The sequence below is a fragment of the Rhizobium sp. Root482 genome (assembly GCF_001426565.1).
In the GTDB taxonomy this organism is placed as follows: Bacteria; Pseudomonadota; Alphaproteobacteria; order Rhizobiales; family Rhizobiaceae; genus Pararhizobium.
Genome location: NZ_LMFA01000012.1, coordinates 497509 through 511826, shown reverse-complemented (window position 1 = coordinate 511826; position 14318 = coordinate 497509). Strand labels below are relative to the sequence as shown.

Below are 14318 nucleotides of genomic sequence, written 5' to 3'. Positions count from 1 at the left end.
TATATCGATCGATACATAAACCGGTTGACGCCGCCCGGCAAGCCTGACAGCTTATATGTATCGATCGTTACAGAAAAAGGATGAACCATGCCGGACCTTAACAATAAAGTCGCTCTCGTTACCGGCGGCAGCCGCGGTATAGGCGCGGCTATCGCGCTTTCACTTGCCGGAAACGGCGCGGATGTCGCGATCACCTATGCCAGCGCTCCGGAGAAGGCGCGGGATGTCGTCGCTGCCATAAAGGGCCTCGGCCGCCGGGCGCTCGCCATCCAGGCCGACAATCTCGATGCAGCGGCGGTCGAGGCGGCCGTGGGGCAAGCCCATGTAGACCTTGGTGGGCTGGATATTCTCGTCAACAGTGCCGGCGTCTTTTCCGTGGATACGATCGACACCGCCACGCTCGAAGAATATGACCGGGTCATGTCCATCCATGTGCGCGCCAGTTTCGTCGCGTCGAAGGCGGCCGCCGCCTTGATGGGGAACGGCGGGCGCATCATCTTCATCGGCAGCAATCTCGGCGAGAAAGTGCCTTTTCCCGGCCTCAGCATCTATTCCACCAGCAAATTCGCTCTGGTCGGTCTTACCAAGGCTCTGGCACGCGATCTCGGTCCGCGCGACATCACCGTTAATATCGTCCAGCCGGGCTCGACCGATACCGACATGAACCCCGCCGACGGCGAACATGCGGATGCGCAGCGCGCATTGATGGCCATTCCCCGCTTCGGCAACGCATCCGACATTGCCGGTCTGGTGACGTTTCTTGCGGGTGAAGAGGGCCGATTTGTCACCGGATCAAGCCTGACGATCGACGGCGGCGCCAATAGCTGATCAATGCCATCGGATGCGGCAGCGATTTACGCTGCCGCGCCGGCGAAGGCTCAGCCGGCCGCTGTCGAGCCGACCTGTTTCTGGCCGAGCGCCCGGAAGACCGTGGCGACGATGCCGGTGCGGTCGAGACCGGCCCTGACATACATGGCTTCGGGCTTGGCCTGTTCCATCCAGATGTCGGGCAGCACCAGCGGACGGAATTTCAGTCCGTGGTCGAGCAGGCCCTCAAGCGCCAGGAACTGCATGACATGGCTGCCGAAGCCGCCGACGGCGCCTTCCTCGATGGTGATCAGCACCTCGTGATGGCGGGCAAGCTGGCGGATCAGGTCCTCATCGAGCGGCTTGGCGAAACGCGCATCGGCGACGGTGGTTGAAAGCCCCGATGCGTCCAGGTCCTCGGCTGCGAGCAGACAGTCGGCAAGCCGCGTGCCGAACGACAGCAGCGCCACTTTCGAGCCCTGTTTCATCACCCGGCCCTTGCCGATTTCCAGGATTTGCCCACGCTCCGGCATGTCGATGCCGACGCCTTCTCCGCGCGGATAGCGGAAGGAAATCGGGCCCTGGTCATAGGCGGCGGCTGTGCGCACCATATGCTTCAGTTCCGCCTCGTCGGCGGCGGCCATCACCACGAAGCCGGGCAAGGTGGCGAGATAGGTCGTGTCGAAGGAACCCGCATGGGTCGGCCCATCGGCGCCGACGAGACCGGCCCGGTCGATCGGAAAGCGCACCGGCAGACCCTGGATCGCCACGTCATGCACCACCTGGTCATAGGCGCGCTGCAGGAAGGTCGAATACAGTGCCGCGAACGGCTTGTAGCCTTCCGAAGCAAGCCCGGCCGCGAAGGTGACGGCATGTTGCTCGGCAATGCCGACATCGAAGCAGCGGGAGGGATGGGCCAGCGCGAATTTGTCGAGCCCGGTGCCGGACGGCATGGCGGCGGTGACGGCGACGATCTTGTCGTCGAAGCCGGCTTCCTGCGTCAGTGCTTCGGCAAAGACGGCCGTATAGGCGGGCGCATTCGGCTTGGCTTTCGCCTGCGCGCCGGTGATCACGTCGAATGTGTTGACGCCGTGATATTTGTCGGCGGCAGCCTCGGCCGGCGGATAGCCCTTGCCCTTCTGCGTCACCACATGGATCAGCACCGGGCCCTTGGAATTGTCGCGCACATTGCGCAGCACCGGCAGGAGATGGTCGAAGGAATGGCCGTCGATCGGGCCGATATGGTAAAAGCCCATTTCCTCGAACAGCGTACCGCCGGTGACATAGCCGCGCGCATGCTCGACCGCGCGGGTGATGGCCCGGTCCACCGTCTTGCCGAGATAGGCCGTCAGCTTCTTGCCGAGATCGCGGAAGCCCATATAGGTGCGCCCGGACGCGAGGCGCGCCAGATAGGCGCTCATGGCGCCTGTCGGCCGCGCTATCGACATGTCGTTGTCGTTGAGAATGACGATCAGCCGCGCATCGAGCGCGCCGGCATTGTTCAAGGCCTCATAGGCCATGCCGGCCGAAAGGGCGCCGTCGCCGATGACGGCGATCACATTGCGCGGCTCGCCGGACAGGTCGGCCGCGACCGCCATGCCGAGGCCGGCCGAGATCGAGGTCGAGGAATGGGCGGCGCCGAAGGGATCATATTCGCTTTCGGCCCGGCGGGTGAAGCCCGACAGCCCGTTTTCCTGGCGCAGAGTGCGGATGCGGTCGCGCCGGCCGGTGAGGATCTTGTGCGGGTAGCACTGGTGGCCGACGTCGAAGATCAGCCGGTCATGCGGCGTGTCGAAGACCTTGTGGATGGCGATCGTCAGTTCCACCACCCCAAGCCCCGCGCCCAGATGCCCGCCGGTGCGCGACACGGCATCGATCATCTCGGCGCGCAGTTCGCTGGCGAGCTGCGGCAGGTCGCGATCGTTTATAGGCTTCAGATCCGCCGGAATCCGGACCGTGTCGAGCAGGGGGGTGGTCGGGGTGTCTGTCACTCTCATGCCTCGTTGTCACGCTCGCCGGCCGGTGGCTCCATTGCGGAAACACGGCCGGGCATGCGATCCATGGACCGCGCTAGCCTGTCACATGCAGAATGCGACGCGCGATTTCAACCGTTTCGACCAGTTTAGAGTGGATTTCGCCGGATTGATACTGCGCAATCCGCCGCATTCACGCAGACGTGTGGTTCGATCAGGCCTTTGGCGTGCGTATTCGCGACTGTTCTTGCCGAGGGCCGAGCCGTGATTCCGAACGGGCGGCGCGCCTACTTTTTCCGCGATCGGCCTGCGCGCGCGGATTGGTTGAGCACCACGGCGGCGCGGATCAGCGCTTTCAGTGCCTCCCCGTCGATCGCTTCGCCCTCGTGGAGATCGATGGCACGGCGCGTATTGCCCTCGAGGCTTGAATTGAACAGGCCCGTCGGATCGTCAAGCGACGCGCCCTTGGCAAAGGTCATCTTCACGGCCGCCTTGTAGGTTTCGCCGGTGCAGATGATGCCGTCATGTTCCCAGACCGGCACGCCGCGCCATTTCCATTCCTCGACGATCTCGGGGTCCGCCTCCCTGATGAGGGCACGCAGCCGGTCGAGCGTCTCGCCGCGCCAGTCGGCCAGTTCCGCAATCCTCCTGTCGATCAACTCTGACGGGGATTCCGTTTCGTTTGCGGTCTGGTCCATCGTCTCAATCCTTTTACATGCGTTCGCCGGGAAGCCGGCTTGCCTGGCGGATCCAGCGGGCAATCTGGGCTTCGTCCAGTTCGTCATCCTCGTTGATGTGAAAATAGCGCGTTTCCGCCGTCCTGGAGGCGACCGGCGGCACCGGATCGAGCGAAGTCCCACGAAAGAAGGTCAGCTTGATGTATTTCGCAAAGCAGTGAAGGCTGAAGAACCAGCCTTCACCCTCGATGCCGTAGAAGGGCGAATTCCATTTCACCGCCTTGTGGACGTTCGGCACGGTCTTTTCGACGAGCGCGTCCAGCCTTCGGCCGATATCGCTCTTCCAGCCCGGCATCGCCGCGATATAGGCCTTTACCGGGCCGTCGCCATAACCTTTGGCGATCTGCGGATTGCCGCCCGAGAGAAGCACGGGTTTTTCCGGTGTCCTGTCAGCCATGATCCGCTGCCCGGCTTCTCTGGGCCCCTGCCAGATAGGGCAGGGCGAAGAGAACAAGCCCAGTGAGGAGAAGCAGGAGGAGCGGAAAGAGGGCCAGAAGACCGATCCACAGGGCCGGCTCCCCTTGCGTCATCGCCGCGATATTGATGAGAACGGCGATCGTGAAGAGGATCGACAGCCAGCGGTGTATCTGGCGGATGCGCAGGGTGCTGCTCATTGCGTTTCCTCCTATTCCAGTTCTGCCAGAACCTGTTCAAGGTTCGTGAAGTTCTGTTCCCAGCCATGCCGCGCGCCGCCGAAGGCCTGCTTCTGTTCCGGCCGGAAGCCTGTCTGCTCCATGCGCAGCAGCGTGCCGGTCGCCGTCGGCGTCAGCGTGAAGCTGACCACGCTCCGGAGGTCGAAGGCCGGGTCTTCATGCGGGTGATCCCAGCGATAGGTCAGCGTTTTGCCGGGCTCGACCGCCAGGACCTCGCAATCGACGCCGCCCCAGTCGCCGCTAAGCCGGAAGGTATGGCCGGCGACGGGCTGAAAGTCATCGTTGCGCATCAGCCATTCCGAAATCAGGTGTGGCTGTGTCAGCGCGCGCCAGAGCTTTTCCGGCGGGTGGGCGATGTCGCGCTCGACGACAACCGTGCGGATCTGCGTGTTCATTGGTCCATTCTCCTGAGCAAATTTTCGAGTTCGTCGAACCGTGTTTCCCAGAACCGGGTCATCCGGCCGGTCCAGTCCACCAGCGGGGCGAGCGCGCCGAGCTGTGCGCTGTAATGCGTCTGACGTCCCTCGTGGCGGTCGCGCACGAGGCCGGCCTGCTTGAGCAGGCTGAGATGTTTCGAGACGACGGGCTGCGAAACGCCGGCCTGCGCCGTCAGCGCGCCCACCGTCTTTTCTCCCTCGCGGCAGAGCCGCTCGAAAAGAGCCCGCCGGGTCGGGTCCGCCAGCGTGCGGAAAAGCATGTCATGCGCTTCGGCCATTAATCCATACCTCGATAGCTATGGATCTTATATAGCCAATGAGCTATGGATTTGTCAACAGAGTATGGATGACTATCCTATGAAGGCTGTTTGTAATCCTCGTAGCCATGCGCATCGCATGCCATTCTGGCTATGTATCATCCGGCAGGCAGGGGGATGAATTCCTCCTCGTCGCCGGGCACGATGTCGAAGCGGCCGCTGCGCCATTCCTGCTTGGCCTGCTCGATCCTTTCCTTGGAGGAGGAGACGAAATTCCACCAGATATAGCGCGCCGAGCCGAGTGCCGCCCCGCCGAACAGCATGATATGGCAGCCAAGCGGACCGGCACTGACGGTGATCGCATCGCCGGCCCTGAACACCAGCAACTGGTCGGCGGCGAAATGGTCACCCGCGATGATCGCCTCGCCTTCGAGGATATAGAGCGCGCGCTCCTCCCATTGCGCGGCAAACGGCGCGCTTCTGCCCGGCTCGATCTTCAGGTCGACGTAAACCGTGTCGGAAAAGACCGGGACTGGCGATGCCATGCCTTCGAAGGCGCCGATGACGACGCGGCCTTCGAGACCATCCTGGCGGAAGAAAGGCAGGTCGCGCTTTTCCGTATGGGCAAAGACCGGGTCCATCTCCTCCTGCCGGTCGGGCAGCGCCAGCCAGGTCTGTAGCCCGGAGATCGATTGCGGTTTTCCGCGCAGCTTTTCGGGCGAGCGTTCCGAATGCACGATGCCGCGCCCCGCCGTCATCAAATTGATGTCGCCCGGCCGGATGACCATTTCGGTGCCGAGGCTGTCGCGATGCTTGATTTCACCGTCGAACAGATAGGTGACGGTGGAGAGCCCGATATGCGGATGCGGCCGCACGTCCAGCGCCTGGTCGGCCCTCAAAAGCGCCGGTCCCATGCGGTCGAAGAAAATGAACGGCCCGACCAGCCGCCGCCGCGCCGTCGGAAGGGCGCGTCGCACCTGCAGGCCGCCGATATCGCTGGTGCGCGGAATGATCAGCTGTTCGATCGCGTCGCAGGCGGGCGCATCGCCGGCAAGCGGGTCGGGTCCGGGGAAGAAGGACATGGGCGGCTCCTCTCTGAGATGACGGCGATCCTAGCACGGTGCCGCCGCCGATGCAGTTCCCGCTTGCGGACACTGTGTTCTCAGTTGTCCTTGGCTGGAAGCGGCGTGCCGGCCGGGCAGGGCTCGAGCACCACGTCGTCGCCGGCCCTGGCGCCGAGTTCAAGGCAGCCGCCGGCATGGCAGAGCGTCCAGCCGGCGCCGGTCTTGCCGGAGGCGGCAAGCAGCAGCCGTTCGAGCGGCGCGCCCTGCGGCTGCCATTCCCACCAACCGTCCTTCAGGACCGCGCCTTCGCCGGGCTCCATGCCGGCGCCGGAGCCCTTGATGCGGGCCTTGACGAGTTCCAGCCCGGCTGATGTCACCTTCCAGTCCTCGCGCCATTCGCTCTTCTGCACCGAATGAGTCCAGCCGAGCGAAAAGAGCGTGACCGCAAGGGTCGTCATCTTCGCGCCGGCGAGGATGCACAGGCTCATGGAACGGTGGCGGCCATGCTGGAATTGCGGCTGCGCCACCAATGGAAGGCGATCAGCAGGCCGCCAAGCGCAAAACCGATTTCGTCCGTCCAGGGAAGCGCCAGCACCACGCTGAAGCCGGCCACGAAGGCGATGATGCGCTCGATGATCGACAGCGGCCGGAACAGGAAACCGACGACGGCCATGCCCCAGAGTGCGATGCCGAAGCAGGCCTTGAAGAACACATAGGCGACCTCGACCGGATAGCCCCAGGCGGCCGCCATCGGGCCGGCGTCCTGCAGCATCAGCGCCGGTGTATAGACCGCCATGAAGGGCACGACGAAACCGGCGGTGGCGAGCTTGGTCGCCTGCAGCGAGATCTTGAGGCCGGAGGTCTTTGCCATCGGCGCGGCGGCAAAGCAGGCGAGCGCCACCGGCGGGGTCAGGTCCGCCATGATGCCGAAATAGAAGACGAACATATGGCTGACCAAGAGCGGGACGCCAAGCTCCAGCAGCGCCGGGCCGGCCAGCGACGAGGTGATGATGTAGTTGGGGATTGTCGGGATGCCCATGCCGAGGATGAGGCAGGTGATCATGGTCAGCACAAGCGACAGGAAGAGATTGTCGCGGCCGATTTCGATGATGGCGCCGATGAAGGTCGAGGCGATGCCGGTCAGTGTCAGCGTGCCGATGACGATGCCGACGATGGCGCAGGCGATGCCCACGGGAAGCGCGTTCTTGGCGCCTTCCGCCAGCGAATCGCGGCAGATGGCGAGCGTCTCCCGCCCGCCCTTGAACAGGGCGCAGGCAATCACCAGCGCGCCGATCACCAGGAGCAGGATATTGACGCCATATTCGAGGAAGGCCGCCGCCGCCAATCCGAGCGCCAGCCAGAAGACGACGCGGAATGCGAAGGGGCCGATCAGGGCGGCGAGCGGCGTGCCGAGGATCAGCACGACCACCAGGGCAAGGCCCATGGTGCCGGCAAAGATCGGCGTGAAGCCGGCAAAGAGAAGATAGACAAGCGCGCCCAGCGGCAGGACGAGCGGCCAGTGTTCCTTCAGCGCCAACCAGGGATTGGGCAATTCGGCCTTGGGCATGCCCTTCAGCCCCGCCTTTCCGGCCTCCAGATAGACCATCCAGAAGCAGACGCCGAAATAGAGGACCGCCGGGATCAGTGCCGCCTTGACGACCGCCGCATAGGGAACGTCGAGCGTTTCGGCCATGATGAAGGCGACGGCGCCCATCACCGGCGGCATGATCTGCCCGCCCATAGAGGACGTCGCCTCGACGCCCCCGGCAAAGGCCGAGCGGAAGCCGAAGCGCTTCATCAGCGGAATGGTGAACTGGCCGCTGGCCACCACATTGGCGACACCAGAGCCGGAAATCGTGCCCATCAGTGCCGAGGAGAGGATGCAGACCTGCGCCGGTCCGCCCTTCCAGCTGCCGACCAGCCCAAGCGCGAAATCGTTGAACAGTCCCAGCATCCCGGCCTTTTCAAGGAAGGCGGCGAAGACGACGAAGATGAAGATATAGGCGGCCGAAACATAGATCGGCGTACCGTATATGCCTTCCGTGCCGAAGGCGAAATGCTCGGTGATCAGCTCGAAATCATAGCCGCGATGGACGAAAGGCGAAGGCAGGTACTGCCCGAAGAAGCAATAGGCGAGGAACAGGCCCGCGATGATGGTGAGCGGCAGGCCCATCAACCGGCGGGCCGCCTCGAAGACCAGAACGACCATGATCGCGCCGACGGCGAGATCGACATGGGTGAGAAAGCCGGATCGCTGGATCAGGTCTTCGTAGAACACCCAGTTGTAGATGCCCGTCAGGAAGCCGAGGATGCCAAGCGACCAGAACCAGACACGCCCGGCCGTGCTCTTTGCGACGAGATTGCCGAACAGCGAAAATCCCAGCAAAAGCAGGAAGGCGACATGCATGGCGCGCACCACCTGGCTCGGCAGCGCGCCATAGGCGGCGGTCCAGAGCTGGAAGAGCGAGAAGGCGAGCGCAATGCCGAAGGCGGCCTGCCCGGGCAGACCCGCGCCGAAGCCGGAGGGAAGCCCCTCGATCGCCTCTTCGGCCGAATGGGGGGCGGGCGGGCTGTGCATCGTCGTCGTTTCGGACATTGTCTCTCCTGGCGTCGTCGTCGGTCCCGCGCGCCTCTTTCCGCCATCGGCGGCAGCAGGCGGGACGGCGCGTGACCGATCCCGTCCATCCACCTTTGTCGCTTGCGTTCAGACAGCCTGTGGGAGCGGCCTATCCGTCTCCCCGCTTTGCGCAAGGGAGACGGCGTCGGCGAAAGGCGGCGGCCTGTCGCTTCGGTGCGGCCTTATTTCAGAACGCCGACTTCCTTGTAGTAGCGTTCGGCGCCGGGATGCAGCGGCACCGGCATGCCTTCGATCGCCTTCTTCACGTCGATCGCCTTGGCGGCGGCATGGGCGGCGCTCAGCGCCGGCAGGTTTTCGAACAGGAGCTTGGTCATCTGGTAGGCGGTTTCGTCGGAAACCCCGTCATGGGTGATGAGGAAATTGCCGACGGCAGCGGTCGGTACGGCTTCCGTCTGGCCCTCATAGGTACCGGCAGGGATTTCCACCGGAAGATAGGGCGCGCCGATCTTCTCGACGGTTTCCTTCGGAACCGAAACGACATTGATCTTGACCGAGGTGGAGAGGTCGCGGATCGAGGCGACGCCGACGCCCGCCGATTGCAGCGTGGCGTCGATCTGGCGGTTCTTCATCAGCTCGACGGATTCGGCAAAGGGCAGATATTCGGTCTTGCCGAGATCGTCATAGCTCATGCCGGCCGCCTTCAGGATGGCGCGGGCATTGAGTTCGGTGCCGGATTTAGGTGCGCCGACGGAAAGGCTCTTGCCTTTCAGGTCTGCCAGCGTCTTGACGCCGGATTCCTGGCTGGCAACGATCTGGATATAGTTCGGATAGATGGCGGCGATGCCGCGCAGCTTGTCGAGCTTGCCGGGGAAACCGGCTTCCGTGTTGCCTTCCCAGGCCATCTGCACCGAATCGCCCAGCGAAAAGCCGATTTCGCCACGGCCGGCCTGCAGCAGGTTGAGATTTTCCACCGAAGCCTTGGTGGCCTGCACCTGGGTGCGGGCACCTTCGATATTGTCGCCGTAAATCTTCGACAGCGCGACGCCGAGTGGATAATAGACGCCCGAGGTGCCGCCGGTCAGCACGTTGATGAATTCCTCGGCCTTGGCCGAGGCCGTACCGAGCACGGTGGAAAGCGCAAGCGCGCCGGCAAGAACGGTGGCAAATTTCGTCGTCTTCATCTGGTGAAAGGCCTCCCAACCCGTCTGTCAATGCGTCATCATGGTCGACGCCGCATGGCCGCGTCAATCGCAGATATGCGTTTTTTGCAATGCTTTCCCGTCACGCCCTGCAAAACCTCGAAATGAGGAGGGCGATATTTCCTCATTCGCCATCGAGCGATTCGGTGCCTTGCGGCTTGCCGGCGCGGTCGAGCCTGATCTTCTCGATGCGATTTTCGGCGGCGTTCAAGAGCGCCTCGCAATGCTTCTTCAGCGCCTCGCCGCGCTCGTAGATCTCGATCGACCGGTCGAGCGCCACGTCGCCGCGCTCGAGCGCCGAGACGATCGCCTCCAGTTCCTCTACCGCCTTTTCGAAGGAGAGAGACGAAACCTCGGTCGGAACAGGTGTTTGCGGTGTATTGGTCATGGTCATCCTCTCATCAGGCGATAGATATGGGTGCCGGCCGATTCGGCCAGCGCTTCCAGGTCGTAGCCGCCTTCGAGCAGACTGACGACGCGATTGTTGGCTGTGTTGCCCGCGACGTCCAGCAGCCGCCCCGTCGCCCAGTCGAAATCGTCGGCAACGAGGTTGATCTGCGCCAGCGGATCGCGGTGATGGGCATCGAAGCCGGCGGAAATCAGGATCAGGTCCGGGTGGAAGTCATCAAGCGCTTTCAGGACGCGCGACTTGAAGGCCTCGCGAAAATGATCGCTGCCGGTATCGGGCGACAGCGGCGCGTTGACGATATTACCGGCACCGGTCTCGCTCTTGGCGCCGCTGCCAGGATAGAGCGGCATCTGGTGGGTGGAGCAGAACAGCACAGAAGGATCGTCCCAGAAAATATCCTGCGTGCCATTGCCGTGATGCACGTCCCAATCGACGATGGCGACCCGCTCGGCGCCGTGTTTGCGTTGTGCATGGCGGGCGGCGATGGCGATGTTGTTGAAGAAGCAGAAGCCCATCGCCCTGTTCTTTTCGGCATGGTGGCCGGGCGGGCGCGAGGCGACGAAGGCGTTGTCGGCCTTGCCGGAAAACACGGCATCGACGGCTGCGACCGCGCCGCCGATGCCTGTCAGCGCCGCCTGCAGGCTGGCCGGGCTTGCATGTGTATCCGCCTCGAAGGAATTGATCCCCTCTTCGGGAATGGCCGACATGACGGCGCGCAGATGCTCTTCCGGATGGGCCAGGAGCACCAGGTCCTCGTTGGCCTGCGGTGCTTCAAGCCGCGTCAGCGTAGAAAACCGCTGATGTTCGAGCGCCAGGTTGAGCGCCTTCAGCCGGTCGGGCCGCTCCGGATGGCCTTCTGGAACCTTGTGTTCCAGGAAGACCGGATGTTCGAACAGGATCGTGGTCATGGGGCCAGACTATGGCTTTGGCACCGCAAGGTCCATGCAGGAACATGGACCTTGCCGCTGTTTTCAACAGCGCCGCCGGATGAGCGCCGTTCAGGCGCGCTGCGGCAGGAGCGGATAGCCGACCAGGATGGCGCGGGCGGCCAGCGTGGCGATGCCGGCCTTGATCAGGTCGCCGGGGATGAAGGCGAGCGAGGCGAGGAACGCCTTGTCGAGGCCGATGCCGGTGATGAAGGCGAGCCACAGATTGCCGAGGAGATAGACGACGCCGATGCCGCCGACGATGCTGGCGATGAAGAAGCCGGCCATCTGGCGGGCGCCGCCCTGGTTCTCATTGACGAGCCGCTCGGCGATGAAGCCGGTGACATAGGTGCCGACGACCCAGCCGGCGATATAGCCGGCCGTCGGACCGGCCAGGACCGCCAGGCCGCCGCGCCCGCCGGAGAGGACCGGAAGGCCGACCGCGACCATCAGGATGACCAGCACATAGGCGAGCGCACCGCGCTTTGCGCCGAGAATGCAGCCGGCCAGCATCACGCCCATGGACTGGGCCGTGATCGGCACCGGCACGAAGCCGAGCGTGATCGGCGGGATGATGCCGAGGAAAACGATGATGGCGGCAAACAGGGCGATCAGCACGAGGTCTCTGGTGGTCATGGTCTTCTCCGCGGGGAATCAATCGGATGGTCTATAAGAATGTGCTTGACTACTGCCGCCTGAAGCCGCGCGCGTCAATGGCCATGGCGATCGTGTCGGCGTCCTTGAGGGTCAGGATGATCAGCGGCACGAACAGCGTCAGCGGCCGTACCGGCAGGCCACGGGCGCGGTGCGCCTCGCGGATATTGTCGTAGCGCGCGGCGATTTCGGGAACGAAGCGCAGCACCAGCCCGAGCGCCAGGCCCACATCGGCGGCGTTCAACAGGCCCCTCCGCTCCAGCGGCATCAGCATCACCGTGATCTCGTCCATGAAGGCGCCGATCGTCGCGGTGGCGGTGATCGCTGCCGCCAGAAGCACCAGCGTGATGATGCGCAGCGAAAGGGCAATCGCCTCATTGAGGCCGTTGAAGAACCAGGTGGCAAGCGCCAGCACGAGCACCGCAAAGCCGATCCAGCCGATGCGGCCGAGCGCGTCGCGCCACGAAAGGCCGAGCGTCAGATAGAGGCAGAGGCAGGCAAGGAATACCGGGGCGAGGATCGCCGGCGACGAGACGAAGAACAGCACGATGCTCGCCGTCATCAGGAGGATGAGCTTGGCGCGAAGGGGAACCCGGTGGAACGGCGTTGCGCCCTCGACATAGAGAGTTTTCAGCATCCGGCGATCCCATGATAGTGGCGGATCGTTTCCTCCGCGCTGCCATCGGCGGCCAGCCTTCCCTCGTGGAACAGGAGCACGCGGTCGAAATCGGCCACCAGCCCGAGATCATGGCTGATCACCAGCACCTGCTGCTCCAGCCCGGCGATCGCCTGTTCCACCAGCCGGCGGTTCTTCAGGTCCAGCTGGTTTGTGGGTTCGTCGAGAATGAGGATTTTCGGTGCGGTCACCACAACGCTGGCAATCGCCACCAGCTGCGTTTCGCCGCCGGAAAGCTCGTGGACGCGGCGCTTGGCGAGATGGGAGACGGCAAAACGGGCAAGCACGGCCTGCGTCCTCTCCTCTATCTCTGCTGCCGAAAGCCCCCGGTTCTTCAGTCCGAAAGCGATATCCTCGGCGACGATCGGCATGATCAACTGATGCTGCGGGTTCTGGAAGATGAAGCCGGCTTCGCCGAGCACCGCCTTCGCGTCGCCCGCCGTGTCCAGCCCGTTGACGCAAACGCGGCCTTCGCTCGGTTTGACAAGACCGTTGATCAGCCGTGCGAATGTCGTTTTGCCGGAACCGTTGAGGCCGATAATGCCGATGCGCCGCTCGCCGAGCGTCAGGGTCAGGGGAAAGAGGGCGGTCTTCTGTCCGAAGCGGACCGTGCAGTCGGTGAACTCGATGGCCAAGCGCGTGTTTCCTGTGACGGCCGTTCTATAGAGCAGTTTTCAGCAAAGACAAATGCAAGCCCCCTTGGAAAAGCTGGGAATATAAGCCTATGCTCCGGACATGGCGATTCTCGTTTCGAACACCGATGCACGGCGAATTTTCCTCAACAGGCAGGGCCTCGCCGCGCCGCCCAACCGGGCGCTCGGCAAGCAGGGCCTGCTCGATCTCATCCACGATCTCGGCTTCGTCCAGATCGACAGTATTTCGACGGTCGAGCGCGCCCATCACCAGATCCTGTTTTCACGCAACCAGACTTATCGGCGCGAGCATCTGACGGAATTGCTGGAGAAGGACGGCGCACTGTTCGAGCATTGGACGCATGATGCGTCGATCCTGCCGTCCGCCTTCTTCCGCTACTGGAAGCACCGCTTCGCCCGGCGCGAGCCTGTCCTCAGGGAACGCTGGCGCAAATGGCAGGGCGAGGGGTTCGACAGCACCTTCGAGGAGACCCTGCAGCGGATTGCCGAGGGCGGGGGGGTGATGTCGCGCGACCTCAAGGACGCCGATCACAAGTCCGGCGGCTGGTGGAACTGGCACCCCAACAAGACGGCGCTCGAATATTACTGGCATACCGGCAAGCTCGCCATTGCCGGCCGGCAGAATTTCCAGAAGATTTATGATCTCGCGGAGCGCGTCCTGCCGGCCCATCACTATGAACCGGAGGTCAGCGGCGAAGATTTCGTCGACTGGGCCTGCCGGGCCGCGCTGACGCGTCTCGGCTTTGCCACCCATGGCGAAATCGCCGCCTTCTTCGCCCTGATTTCGCCAGAGGAAGCCAAGGCCTGGGTCGCCGCCCATCGCGACGAACTGACCGAAGTGATGATCGAGCCGGCCGATGGCGAAAAGCCACGCCCATCCTATGCCTTTGCCGGTTTTCCCGACACGCTCGGTACGCTCAATGATCCGCCCGCCCGCCTGCGGGTGCTCAGCCCCTTCGATCCGCTGATCCGCGACCGCAACCGCACCGAACGCCTGTTCGGATTCTATTACCGAATCGAGATTTTCGTACCCGAGCCGAAACGGGAATACGGCTATTACGTCTTCCCGCTGCTGGAAGGAGACCGCCTGGTCGGCCGCATCGACATGAAGGCCGACCGCAAGACGGGCGCGCTCAACGTCAAGCGCCTCTGGTGGGAAAAGGGCGTGCGCCCCTCATCGGGCCGCACCGAACGGCTGGAAGCGGAACTCGCCCGCGTGGCGAAGTTCGCCGGCGTCGAACAGGTGGTTTTTCAGGATGGGTGGCAGGGCGGCTGAGACAGCGCGCATGATGACC

17 protein-coding genes are annotated in these 14318 nt (G+C 63.6%); 2 read left to right on the top strand and 15 right to left on the bottom strand.

Going from position 1 to position 14318, the window contains the following annotated elements:
• The first annotated feature begins 87 nt into the window (after nt 1–87).
• Entirely contained in the window at nt 88–828 is a 741-nt protein-coding gene (locus ASD31_RS10485) for an SDR family oxidoreductase (protein ID WP_056332563.1), read from the top strand.
• Between the two features lie 50 nt (nt 829–878).
• Here ASD31_RS10485 and dxs read toward each other — a convergent pair whose 3' ends face one another.
• The 15 genes from dxs to ASD31_RS10410 form a co-directional block, all read right to left on the bottom strand.
• Nucleotides 879–2798 carry a 1-deoxy-D-xylulose-5-phosphate synthase gene (gene dxs, locus ASD31_RS10480; RefSeq protein ID WP_056333216.1) on the bottom strand — a complete coding sequence of 640 codons (1920 nt, stop codon included), beginning with the start codon at nt 2796–2798 and terminating at the stop codon, nt 879–881.
• 269 nt (nt 2799–3067) lie between these two features.
• Nucleotides 3068–3478 (bottom strand): DUF1801 domain-containing protein, encoded by a 411-nt coding sequence (locus ASD31_RS10475; protein ID WP_056332557.1) that lies wholly within the window; start codon nt 3476–3478, stop codon nt 3068–3070.
• A 13-nt stretch (nt 3479–3491) separates the two neighbouring features.
• Nucleotides 3492–3914: a DUF1801 domain-containing protein gene (locus ASD31_RS10470; RefSeq protein WP_056332554.1), complete on the bottom strand. Its 423-nt coding sequence runs from the start codon at nt 3912–3914 to the stop codon at nt 3492–3494.
• Complete coding sequence (locus ASD31_RS10465) at nt 3907–4131, bottom strand: hypothetical protein (protein WP_056332551.1); 225 nt, start codon at nt 4129–4131, stop codon at nt 3907–3909. Before ASD31_RS10465 ends, ASD31_RS10470 begins: the two co-directional genes overlap by 8 nt.
• Before the next feature lie 11 nt (nt 4132–4142).
• Nucleotides 4143–4565 carry an SRPBCC family protein gene (locus ASD31_RS10460; protein ID WP_056332549.1) on the bottom strand — a complete coding sequence of 141 codons (423 nt, stop codon included), beginning with the start codon at nt 4563–4565 and terminating at the stop codon, nt 4143–4145.
• Nucleotides 4562–4885 carry an ArsR/SmtB family transcription factor gene (locus tag ASD31_RS10455; RefSeq protein ID WP_056332543.1) on the bottom strand — a complete coding sequence of 108 codons (324 nt, stop codon included), beginning with the start codon at nt 4883–4885 and terminating at the stop codon, nt 4562–4564. Before ASD31_RS10455 ends, ASD31_RS10460 begins: the two co-directional genes overlap by 4 nt.
• Nucleotides 4886–5022: 137 nt before the next feature.
• Nucleotides 5023–5946 carry a pirin family protein gene (locus tag ASD31_RS10450; protein WP_056332540.1) on the bottom strand — a complete coding sequence of 308 codons (924 nt, stop codon included), beginning with the start codon at nt 5944–5946 and terminating at the stop codon, nt 5023–5025.
• A gap of 80 nt (nt 5947–6026) precedes the next feature.
• On the bottom strand, nt 6027–6416 hold the full coding sequence (locus ASD31_RS10445; RefSeq protein ID WP_056332538.1) for a DUF1850 domain-containing protein: 390 nt from the start codon (nt 6414–6416) through the stop codon (nt 6027–6029).
• Nucleotides 6413–8524: a TRAP transporter permease gene (locus ASD31_RS10440; protein WP_056332535.1), complete on the bottom strand. Its 2112-nt coding sequence runs from the start codon at nt 8522–8524 to the stop codon at nt 6413–6415. The genes ASD31_RS10445 and ASD31_RS10440 overlap by 4 nt, the downstream gene beginning before the upstream one ends.
• A gap of 203 nt (nt 8525–8727) precedes the next feature.
• A complete protein-coding gene (locus ASD31_RS10435) occupies nt 8728–9687 on the bottom strand; it encodes a TAXI family TRAP transporter solute-binding subunit (protein ID WP_056332532.1) in 960 nt (319 codons plus the stop codon).
• 142 nt (nt 9688–9829) lie between these two features.
• Complete coding sequence (locus ASD31_RS10430; RefSeq protein ID WP_056332530.1) at nt 9830–10093, bottom strand: exodeoxyribonuclease VII small subunit; 264 nt, start codon at nt 10091–10093, stop codon at nt 9830–9832.
• Between the two features lie 2 nt (nt 10094–10095).
• On the bottom strand, nt 10096–11022 hold the full coding sequence (locus ASD31_RS10425) for a histone deacetylase family protein (protein ID WP_056332527.1): 927 nt from the start codon (nt 11020–11022) through the stop codon (nt 10096–10098).
• 90 nt (nt 11023–11112) lie between these two features.
• On the bottom strand, nt 11113–11676 hold the full coding sequence (locus tag ASD31_RS10420) for a biotin transporter BioY (RefSeq protein ID WP_056332522.1): 564 nt from the start codon (nt 11674–11676) through the stop codon (nt 11113–11115).
• 49 nt (nt 11677–11725) lie between these two features.
• Complete coding sequence (locus ASD31_RS10415; protein ID WP_082520505.1) at nt 11726–12331, bottom strand: energy-coupling factor transporter transmembrane component T family protein; 606 nt, start codon at nt 12329–12331, stop codon at nt 11726–11728.
• Entirely contained in the window at nt 12325–13005 is a 681-nt protein-coding gene (locus ASD31_RS10410) for an energy-coupling factor ABC transporter ATP-binding protein (protein WP_056332519.1), read from the bottom strand. Before ASD31_RS10410 ends, ASD31_RS10415 begins: the two co-directional genes overlap by 7 nt.
• Before the next feature lie 100 nt (nt 13006–13105).
• On the opposite strand from ASD31_RS10410, the gene ASD31_RS10405 reads away from it, so the two are divergent.
• On the top strand, nt 13106–14299 hold the full coding sequence (locus tag ASD31_RS10405; RefSeq protein ID WP_056332516.1) for a winged helix-turn-helix domain-containing protein: 1194 nt from the start codon (nt 13106–13108) through the stop codon (nt 14297–14299).
• Nucleotides 14300–14318: the final 19 nt, after the last annotated feature.

Coding starts and splice junctions, on each gene's coding strand:
- ASD31_RS10485 (WP_056332563.1), top strand. CDS start 88: ATGCCGGACCTTAACAATAAAGTCGCTCTCGTTACCGGCGGCAGCCGC.
- ASD31_RS10475 (WP_056332557.1), bottom strand. CDS start 3,478: ATGGACCAGACCGCAAACGAAACGGAATCCCCGTCAGAGTTGATCGAC.
- ASD31_RS10470 (WP_056332554.1), bottom strand. CDS start 3,914: ATGGCTGACAGGACACCGGAAAAACCCGTGCTTCTCTCGGGCGGCAAT.
- ASD31_RS10465 (WP_056332551.1), bottom strand. CDS start 4,131: ATGAGCAGCACCCTGCGCATCCGCCAGATACACCGCTGGCTGTCGATC.
- ASD31_RS10460 (WP_056332549.1), bottom strand. CDS start 4,565: ATGAACACGCAGATCCGCACGGTTGTCGTCGAGCGCGACATCGCCCAC.
- ASD31_RS10455 (WP_056332543.1), bottom strand. CDS start 4,885: ATGGCCGAAGCGCATGACATGCTTTTCCGCACGCTGGCGGACCCGACC.
- ASD31_RS10450 (WP_056332540.1), bottom strand. CDS start 5,946: ATGTCCTTCTTCCCCGGACCCGACCCGCTTGCCGGCGATGCGCCCGCC.
- ASD31_RS10445 (WP_056332538.1), bottom strand. CDS start 6,416: ATGAGCCTGTGCATCCTCGCCGGCGCGAAGATGACGACCCTTGCGGTC.
- ASD31_RS10440 (WP_056332535.1), bottom strand. CDS start 8,524: ATGTCCGAAACGACGACGATGCACAGCCCGCCCGCCCCCCATTCGGCC.
- ASD31_RS10435 (WP_056332532.1), bottom strand. CDS start 9,687: ATGAAGACGACGAAATTTGCCACCGTTCTTGCCGGCGCGCTTGCGCTT.
- ASD31_RS10430 (WP_056332530.1), bottom strand. CDS start 10,093: ATGACCAATACACCGCAAACACCTGTTCCGACCGAGGTTTCGTCTCTC.
- ASD31_RS10425 (WP_056332527.1), bottom strand. CDS start 11,022: ATGACCACGATCCTGTTCGAACATCCGGTCTTCCTGGAACACAAGGTT.
- ASD31_RS10420 (WP_056332522.1), bottom strand. CDS start 11,676: ATGACCACCAGAGACCTCGTGCTGATCGCCCTGTTTGCCGCCATCATC.
- ASD31_RS10415 (WP_082520505.1), bottom strand. CDS start 12,331: ATGCTGAAAACTCTCTATGTCGAGGGCGCAACGCCGTTCCACCGGGTT.
- ASD31_RS10405 (WP_056332516.1), top strand. CDS start 13,106: ATGGCGATTCTCGTTTCGAACACCGATGCACGGCGAATTTTCCTCAAC.